The organism is Bacteroides sp. AM07-18 (genome assembly GCF_003602695.1).
Classification (GTDB): domain Bacteria; phylum Bacteroidota; class Bacteroidia; order Bacteroidales; family Bacteroidaceae; genus Bacteroides; species Bacteroides uniformis.
In genome coordinates this window covers 1-8,461 of record NZ_QTLM01000009.1, presented here as the reverse complement: position 1 = coordinate 8,461, position 8,461 = coordinate 1, and the positions used below count along the sequence as shown (strand labels likewise).

General features: G+C 39.1%; 4 protein-coding genes. 3 read left to right on the top strand and 1 reads right to left on the bottom strand.

The genetic code is table 11. The features are described 5' to 3' along the window. Positions 1 to 239: carboxypeptidase-like regulatory domain-containing protein (locus DW096_RS19425; RefSeq protein WP_151879017.1), on the bottom strand; the 239-nt coding region annotated here is incomplete at its 3' end. A gap of 453 nt (positions 240 to 692) precedes the next feature. On the opposite strand from DW096_RS19425, the gene DW096_RS11945 reads away from it, so the two are divergent. The 3 genes from DW096_RS11945 (at position 693) to DW096_RS11935 (ending at position 7,304) form a co-directional block, all read left to right on the top strand. Continuing rightward, complete coding sequence (locus DW096_RS11945) at positions 693 to 1,883, top strand: site-specific integrase (RefSeq protein ID WP_005824324.1); 1,191 nt, start codon at positions 693 to 695, stop codon at positions 1,881 to 1,883. A gap of 859 nt (positions 1,884 to 2,742) precedes the next feature. Next, positions 2,743 to 5,685, top strand: coding sequence for a SusC/RagA family TonB-linked outer membrane protein (locus DW096_RS11940; RefSeq protein ID WP_080597311.1), 2,943 nt, complete (start codon positions 2,743 to 2,745; stop codon positions 5,683 to 5,685). Between the two features lie 20 nt (positions 5,686 to 5,705). After that, entirely contained in the window at positions 5,706 to 7,304 is a 1,599-nt protein-coding gene (locus tag DW096_RS11935; protein ID WP_034533057.1) for a RagB/SusD family nutrient uptake outer membrane protein, read from the top strand. Positions 7,305 to 8,461: the final 1,157 nt, after the last annotated feature.

Sequence of the window (8,461 nt, the reverse complement as noted above, 5' to 3'; positions counted from 1 at the left end):
ATACCAATATACGAAATTACCAGAGTTTTCGCGGAACTTGGTACGTTTGGTAATGTAAAATCACCATCTACACCGGTAATAGCACCAATTTGTGTACCTTTTACCAATACAGAGGCTCCAATAACTGGCTGCCCGTCTTCTTCAGAAATTACAACACCTGTAACCTTCTGGGTTTGGGCAGTTACTAGGCCTATTCCGACAAAAAGACAGGCCAATAACAGCATTAATTTTCTTTTCATAAATTCTCTCTTAAAGTTTAACTTTACATTAATTGTTTCTTTACTCTAACAAAGTGCAAATATATTAATAAAACTGAAACGAACAACTATTTTATTGAAAAAACCTTGTAAATCTATCAATTTGTTAATTAAACATGCCACTTTATGCTTAATAACAGATTTTTCACACTTAAAAAACCTAAACTGGCTTATGTTTACTATCACTATGATTCCCTCTTTTAGGATGATTTTTCCAAGAAATACACATATTTTAAAACAAAATGGTTAATAAATAAGCCGCTAAAACAGAGAACGGACCTGATTTTGAAACAAATTGAGAGTTCCCGGAGGCTAAATACCGATTAATAGCTAAACACAAAAAGACACTTTTTAGAGATATTAATTCTTATTCTAATCCCATCGAGCACAGAATATCGTCTTATTTGTTATTGGTATTAATTAAAATCAAGTAAAATGAGTAAGATTATTTACAATCTAGTGTACAACAGAAAAAGAAGCCTGAATAAAAAAGGAATGGCATTGGTACAAGTAGAAGCCTATTTGGACAGAAAGAAAAAGTATTTTTCAACCAAAGTTTATTTAAAGCCAGAACAGTGGGACAATAAAAAGCTTATTGTGAAGAATCATCCTAATGCAGATGCGCTGAATAGATTGATATATGAGTTCATGGCTATGATAGAAAAAAAAGAGTTGGAATTGTGGCAGCAAGGAAGGCGTATTTCATTAGAGTTACTAAAGGATGTTTTGAGCACAAGCGAAAACAAAACCTCTTTTATTCCTTTTTTTAGGCAAGAGATAGCAAACTCTACTCTAAAAGAAAGTACAAAACGAAATCATCTCTCCACTCTTTCATTATTACAACAGTTCAAAAAGGATGTAACCTTTTCTGATTTAACATTCGAATTCATATCCTCCTTTGAATATTTCTTGCAATCAAGAGGTTATCACACAAATACGATAGCCAAACATATGAAGCATCTGAAGCGACATATAAATGTCGCCATCAACAAGGATTATATGGAGATACAAAAATACGCTTTTCGAAAGTACAAGATTAAAACTATAGAAAACAAGCATACGCACTTATCTCCTGAAGAGTTGGAGAAGTTGGAGAAATTAAGCTTGGCTGGCAGATATACTAAATTGCAAAAGACTTTAGATGCATTCTTGTTTTGTTGCTATGCAGGAATGAGATATTCTGATTTTATCAGTTTATCACCCGATAACATCGTGGAGATTCGTCAAGAAACCTGGCTAATTTATAAATCCATAAAGACGAGTACAGAAGTCAGATTACCTCTTTATCTCTTATTCGAAGGAAAAGGGCTTGTTATTCTGGACAAATATCGGGATGACTTACAAAGCTTCTTTCATTTAAGGGATAACTCTAATGTGAACAAGGATTTAATTGTGATTTCCCGCCTAGCTGGTTTATCAAAAAAAATTTCATTTCACACTGCTCGCCATACTAATGCAACTCTATTGATTTATAATGGAGTAAACATTACAACGGTGCAAAAATTATTGGGGCATAAAAGTGTTAAAACCACACAAGTGTATACAAATGTAATGGATATGACTATAGTGCATGATTTAGAAAAGAACCATGCACTCATGCCTTTGCCTAAAAAAACACGAACTTAGCATAGCCAATACTACACTTTCATATCGTTAGTCATATACTTCTCCTTTAAAGTCTGTTCATTCACTATTCAGTTTCAGTTTGCTCGCTGCAAACTTACTGCATACGTTTTGCAGTACCACTGCATATTGTTTGCAGTATCACTGCATATTGCTTGCAGCCGCGCTGCATATTAGTTTGCAGTACCACTGCAACAGCTTTGCAGTATCGCTGCAATAGGTTTGCAAAATTTTGCAGTAAGAAATTGCTGAGAATCAATTAAGTATAGTATAGTGTAAATAGAAGATTGACATTGGTGTGTTATCAATATTTAAGACTGATTGGAGGTGTGGAAGCAAATTTTGCTTCCACACTTTTGCATTGCTTCCACAGCGTCTGTAATGCCGATGAATAGAGGGATACAAGGAGCGGGTGGAAGTGTGGAAGCAAAAATGATGAAAACTGTTATGAAGAAACAACAGTTGTCTTGATTGTTTAGCTAATCACAAAGTTTTGAGTTTACTGTTTTTTGAAGCTATTGAAATATTCTTTTACATAGACTTTAGTACTTTCGCTAATAAAATGACAATGTAGAGTAAATGCTTCATTGAAAGCAGCTAGGATGATAGATGTTGACAAAAGATATTCTTCATATAAGAGGAAGAATCATTTAAAATCTTTAAGCAACGTATTAACTTTATGATATACATATGATAACCAAGTCATTAATCCAACAAATAGTATCACAGCAGTAAGGTTTTATACATTGTACCCCTATACATACACCTTGTGAGAAAGGAAATTTCGCTATAGTGATTTCTATTACATGGTATAATCGCTTGATTATTAATAAAATAAGAGTGTTGTAGTTCCGCGAAAACTCTGGTGATTTCGTACATCGGTATGAAGACTCAAGAAGTGGTAATCAAACCGAGCGTAAAAGTGGTTATGATGCCTGATACAGAGATACTTGATGAAGTAACAGTAGTGGCTTATGGCACTAAACGTAAACAAGATTTGGTGGGTTCTATCAGCAGTGTAAAGAATGAGATTATCAGTAATTCACAAGCTACATCCGTGTCCAATGCACTAGAAGGAGCTGTGGCTGGTTTGCAAGTTGTAAGTTCTTCCGGCCAGCCGGGACAAGATGCCAATATCGTATTACGCGGTATCGGTTCTATTTCGGCCAGCAACAATGCACTGATTGTAGTAGATGGTGTGCCCTTCAACGGCAAGTTGTCGGATATCAACCCTACAGACATTGCTTCAGTGAACGTGTCGAAAGATGCTGTATCCAACTCTTTGTATGGTTCCCGTGCAGCAGGTGGTGTGGTCATGATTACTACCAAGACCGGACGCAAAGACAAGGTGGCCATCAACTTTAACGGTTCCTGGGGTGTGGCACAGCGTGCGTACAAGGACTATGATATGGCTACTGATCCGGGAGAGTTCTACCGTTTGTCTTGGTATGGTCTTCGTAACACCTATTGGGCGGCTGGAAAATCCATTGAAGACTCTAATTTAGCAGCCAGTCAGGATTTGCTGGGCGAACTGGGTAATTACAATGCTTATATCATCCCGCAAGGAGAGTATCTGGTAACACCAGATGGAAAACTTAACCCCAATGCACGTCTGCGTTATAATGATTCGTTTGCCGATGCCTTGTTCGACAATGCCTTCCGTCAAGAGTATAATGTATCTGCATCGGGTGGTAATGACCGCACAGATTACTATGTATCTATGGGCTTTCTGGACAATGACTCTTATGTGCTAGGTTCTTCTTATGAGCGCTTTACGGCTCGTGCCAACGTTAACTCTCAGTTGAAATCCTGGTTGAAGGTAGGTACCAATGTAGGCTATTCCAAAGCAACTCAGAATGGTGTACAAGAGAATGCCGGAGCTGCCTCCAATCCTTTTGAGGTGGCACGTTCTTGGGCTCCCATCTTCCCGGTTCATGCCTATGATGCAGAAGGTAATATGAAATATTATGAGGACGGAAGTCCTATGTATGATGCCGGAAACGGTGAGACAGACGGTACATCTAAACGTCCTACGGCTACTAACCAGAATGTGATAGCCAATATGAAAGAGGATATTCGTGAAACTGTGTACAATAATCTGACTTCACGCTCGTATCTGGAAATCTCGTTCTTGAAGAATTTCAAGTTTACAGCAAACTACAGTTATGATTTCACGAACAGTAGCCAGACAGTATTCTACACTCCGCTCATCGGTGACGGACAGTCTTTCGGTGGTCGTGGTACAAAAGGAAGCTACAACACTACGACTACCAACTTCAACCAGATTCTGGCCTACAGCAATGTTTTTGGCGATAACCACCACTTGTCGGCCAAGATAGGTCACGAGTACTATAAGTATGAATATCAGTATTTAGCAGGACAGAAGACCAATTTCTTTAATCCGAACAATCCGGAACTGGACAACGGTGGACAAATGCAATACATTAACAGCTACACGGCAAACCATAACATCGAGGGGTATTTCGGTATGGCAGACTACGACTATAGCAACAAATATTATCTTTCTGCAGCCTTCCGTCGCGACGGTACTTCCCGCTTCTTGGACCGCTGGGGTAATTTCTGGTCGGTAGGTGCCGCTTGGCGTATTTCCAACGAAGCATTCATGGAGGGTACAAACTCTTGGTTGAACGACTTGAAACTGCGTGCGTCTTATGGTACCCAAGGTAATGAAAGCATCCTTTCGGAGTATGACTATGCCTATGTGTACACGCCTTATCAAGACCAATACACAGTTACTTGGAATGGTTCAGAGTTGGGTTATTCACCGGAATTCTACGGTAATCCGGACTTGACTTGGGAAAAGCAGAAGACTTTTGACGTGGGAGTAGATTTCCGTCTATTCGACAGAGTATACGGTTCATTCGAATATTTTTATCGTCGTACAGACGATATGCTCTTCAAGCGCCCTGTAGCTTACTCTACAGCCGGACGTCCGTATAATTGGGAAAACCTGGGTGCGATGAAAAACACTGGTATAGAGTTTGAAGTGAATGTGGATATTTTCAATCAGCCCGACCTAAAGTGGACGGTATCGCTCGTGGGATCTCACTACAAGAACCGCATCGTGACACTGCCCGAAGAAAACCGTGAAAATGGTATCACTTCCGGTCCGTTCAACCTGCGCGAAGGTAAGAGCCGCTTTGAATACTATACTTATATGTATGCCGGCATGGACGAAAAAGGAAATGCCATGTGGTACATGGATGAGACAAACGAGAAAGGGGAAGTGACAGGCCGTACTACCACCACCACTTATGCAGACGCAACCCGCTACTTCATTGGAAAATCTGCACTGCCCGATTTCAACGGTGGTTTGAGCACTACTTTCTCTTACAAGGGAATTGACCTTTCTATAGCAACGGCTTTCCAAATTGGTGGCTATGCTTATGACTATTCTTATCTGTCCGGCATGAGCTCCTCATTCTACGTAGGTCATAATAAGGATATGTGGAAAACATTCAACCCTGAGACCGGTCAAGGTTCACTTCCTATTTGGAATGCTGACAATGCTTCCAACTCTTTCACTCAGCAATCAGACCTCAATCTGATAAAGGCCAGCTACTTCAGTATCCGTAACATCACTTTGGGCTACACATTGCCGAAGAACCTGACGCAGAAATTGGGTGTTGAGAAACTGCGTATCTATGCTACGGCAGATAATCTCGGCTTGTGGTCCAAACGTCAGGGATTTGACCCTCGTGTGGCAATGGCTGGTTCTGATGATGAATATGGAGGCTATTCTCCGATGCGTGTGATTTCCGGAGGTATCAACCTTACATTCTAAACTAAAAAATAAAATTGTATATGAAGATAATGAAATATATGATGCAGGTGCTTCTTGCTGGGGGCCTGCTTACATCTTGCATTGAAGATGCTGATGTTACCGCTTATTTGACTGAAGACCAACTGGGCAATGTGGCTCAGGAAGATCCTGATAAGGCTTTTTCAGCTGCTGTGGCAGGTATGTATACTGATATGCAACAGTATGTTGACGTCAATATGAGTCACAACTATTTCGGTCAAAAGAGTTTTGATTACTTAACATCGCTGATGGGCAACGATATGATTATGACCGGACGTTTCGCCATGAGTATGTATCATTATTTGCTGGATTACTGGCAACAGAACTATACTCCGACCAACAACCGTTGGAAAGAGTACTATCGCGTCATAGCCAATGCCAACAATATCCTCAAGCTGATTGACCCCAGCAGTGAAGATCCCGCCAATTTGAAATATCGTGCCATTGCCCTTGGTTTCCGTGGCTATGCCTACTTACAACTGACTTACTTATATCAGCATTCCTACTATACCGGTGCGGATGGAACGAAATGGGGCCGTGGAGAGAAATATGACTTCTCCCAGTCTCCGTGTGTACCGCTTATTACAGAGGATACGGAAGGTGACCAGCCACGTGCTACTGTAGCCCAAATCTATGAACAAATCAAGAGTGACCTTACTACTGCTTTCGATTTGTTCAAGAATTTGGATATGACGCGTACTTCCTCACCCACTGATATGGATGGCTGCGTGGTAGCTATGCATTTGGCTCGTGCAAATATGGTTATCCATGAATGGGATGAGGCGATAAAGTATGCGCAAGTGGTGATTGATAATTTCCCCATATTGCAGAGTGAAGACCAGATACTCCAGGGATTCAGTAATATCAGCTTACCGGATGTAGTATTCGGATGTGATATTACAGCAGACAATAGTACGACTTATATGTCTTTCTTCTCGCAGATGGATACTTATGGTGATGGGTATGCCGGCATCGGTGTATGGCGCGCTGCCTTTAAGCCATTAGTAGACCGTATCGCGGATACTGATATCCGTCTGCAATGGTTCTGCTGCGACCGTTCTACAGGTGTAACAGATGCTTCCGGTAATCGTATAACATTGATTCGTGACACTCAGTCTCCAGTTGCCGTGGAATACCAAGCTGTAAAATTTATCGGTACAGGTCGTGATAACATCAAGGCCGGTGTGTTCAGCGGATGGGAACTGGGAGATTATATTTACCTGCGTTCAGAAGAAGCTTACATGATAAAAATGGAAGCTTTGGCTCACAAGGGTTCTGCAGAAGCAGTGACTGAACTGAATAGCTTTATGAAGACTCGCCAGCCCGATTATAATTACACTTTCACGAATAAGGCTGACCTGATAGAGGAAATCATTTATCAGAAACGTGTAGAGTTCTGGGGTGAAGGTTTGGAATATATTGATAATCGTCGTTTGAATATTCCTGTAGATCGTACAGATGAAACTTGGGGCGCAGAAAATAATAATCACTTCTCTGCCGGTAAGTTCCGTTATAACCAAGAAGACAGGCCGTTCCTTTACCAATTACCTCTCTCTGAAATAGAGAATAATTCTCAGCTTTCTCCGAGCGACCAGAATTAATACCTCAAAGGACATGTTATACGGAAAAATAACACAGAAGCGCTATCTGTGCAGACTAATCAAGCTGCATTACCCCAACAATAATAATGCGACAACTATGATGATTCATCCGGTTGAACATACCGGAATTTCATAATAAAGTGTTTTTGAGAAGCCACTCATTGTGAAATGGGTGGCTTTTCTTCTCTTAATCCTACAAAAGACTTCAGGGGAAGTGTTATTTCAAGATTACATATCTTCCAAAAAAAGCCCTTTATAAGAAACAGAGCAGTTTTCCCATTCTTTGTTGATTGTGAGAAAATATTCTCCTTTTTTCTTCAATATCCCCCAATCTATCCGTTCATTATTGTGTTCAATTTTTACCTATTCGTAAAATGAAAAAATACAATGCCGGTCTTCCATCCGTTGGCTTCAATAAAAGTGAGGTCTTACCGATACGCCTAAAACCGTCATTTACGATTCTTCTTGAGACTGTTCTGCTATATTCTTTAAAACTGCCAATTCTTTTTTCGACTATAGAATTTCATAATATACCTTATCATTTTACACCAAGTCCACTATTATCGTAATGCACATTACGATAATACCAATTAGAGACGATAATTTGTATAAAATGAATTTCTCCTTGAACTTTTACACAAGAAACTATAAAGTAATTTATTAAGCTCCTTTAGAAATGATCTCATAAGTTCATTAGTTTTTTATACAGCAAACACAGATTTCCTATATTTGAAATAGGAATAAACTAATATTTATCTCTATCTGAAATGGGAATGGTTATTCTGTAATTTGAAATAGTATTTACATGAAATGCAATATTCTTATGGATGAAATAAGTAATACAAGTAAATATTCAACGAAAAATAAACAAATAATAGATATTGACATAATTACCCATTCTTTTAAAAAGAGGAATACTAATTTTACAACCGTAGTACATTAATTGATACTCAAACAGCTATTAATCAAAATATTACATTTATTAATGGTATCACATAAGTAAGGTTTTGTTTATTGTAGACCCATATAGGACAGCTTTGAAAAGAGTATTCCTTGTTTTAGCCAATTCTTTGACTTATTGTATATTCTTTATTATCAATATATTATACACATTGTAGTTCCGCGAAAACTCTGCTAATTTCGTATGTTGGTATGCA